The sequence below is a fragment of the Streptomyces sp. NPDC000983 genome (assembly GCF_040299205.1).
Taxonomy (GTDB): domain Bacteria; phylum Actinomycetota; class Actinomycetes; order Streptomycetales; family Streptomycetaceae; genus Streptomyces.
Genome location: NZ_JBEPBM010000127.1, coordinates 1 through 1,279 on the forward strand (window position 1 = coordinate 1; position 1,279 = coordinate 1,279).

General features: G+C 66.6%; 2 protein-coding genes. Both read left to right on the plus strand.

What is annotated here, in order from left to right; all coding sequences use genetic code 11:
• A partial coding sequence (locus ABT296_RS38650) for an alpha-glucosidase C-terminal domain-containing protein (RefSeq protein ID WP_351934846.1) occupies positions 1 to 432 on the plus strand: 432 nt, incomplete at its 5' end.
• Positions 429 to 1,279, plus strand: an 851-nt coding sequence (locus tag ABT296_RS38655) for an alpha-amylase family glycosyl hydrolase (RefSeq protein ID WP_351934848.1), incomplete at its 3' end; no start/stop codon positions are given. The genes ABT296_RS38650 and ABT296_RS38655, both read left to right, overlap by 4 nt.

Here is a 1,279-nt window from a genome sequence, read left to right on the forward strand (position 1 = left end):
TACCTCGACTCCGAGAAGTACCAACTACGGCCCCGTGACTGGGAGTCCGCCGACACCATCGCCCCCCTCATCACCAAGCTCAACGCCGTACGGCGGGCGAGTCCGGCCCTGCGACAGCTGCGCGGCCTGCACTTCCACCACGCCGACAACGACCAGGTGATCGTCTACGCGAAGCGGTCGGGGTCGAACACGGTCGTGGTGGTCGTCAACCTCGACCCCCACCACACCCAGGAGGCGACGGTCTCGTTGGACATGCCGCAACTCGGCCTGGACTGGCACGAGTCGGTGCCGGTGCGCGACGAGCTCTCCGGCGAGACCTACCACTGGGGCAGGACCAACTATGTGCGCCTCGAACCGGGTCGTCGGCCCGCGCACGTGCTCACGGTTCTGCGACCGTCCACCCCGCAGACCGGAGGGTCACCCACCATATGATCGTCAACGAGCCCGTCCCGGACACCTTCGAGGACACCCCGGTCAAGGACCGGGACCCCGACTGGTTCAAGCGCGCCGTCTTCTACGAGGTGCTGGTCCGCTCCTTCCAGGACAGCAACGGCGACGGCGTCGGCGACCTCAAGGGGCTGACCGCCAAGCTCGACTACCTCCAGTGGCTCGGCGTCGACTGCCTGTGGCTGCCGCCCTTCTTCAAGTCCCCCCTGCGCGACGGCGGTTACGACGTCTCCGACTACACGGCCGTCCTGCCCGAGTTCGGCGACCTCGCCGACTTCGTGGAGTTCGTCGACTCCGCCCACCAGCGCGGCATGCGCGTCATCATCGACTTCGTCATGAACCACACCAGCGACCAGCACCCGTGGTTCCAGGAGTCCCGCAAGGACCCCGACGGCCCCTACGGCGACTACTACGTCTGGGCCGACGACGACAAGCAGTTCCCGGACGCCCGGATCATCTTCGTCGACACCGAGGCCTCCAACTGGACCTTCGACCCGGTCCGCAAGCAGTACTACTGGCACCGGTTCTTCTCCCACCAGCCGGACCTCAACTACGAGAACCCGGCCGTGCAGGAGGAGATCGTCTCCGCGCTGCGGTTCTGGCTGGACCTGGGCATCGACGGCTTCCGGCTGGACGCGGTGCCGTACCTGTACCAGGAGGAGGGCACCAACTGCGAAAACCTTCCGGCGACGCACGAGTTCCTCAAGCGGGTGCGCAAGGAGATCGACGCGCACTATCCGGACACGGTGCTGCTGGCGGAGGCGAACCAGTGGCCCGAGGACGTCGTCGACTACTTCGGCGACTACCGCAGCGGCGGCGACGAATGCCACAT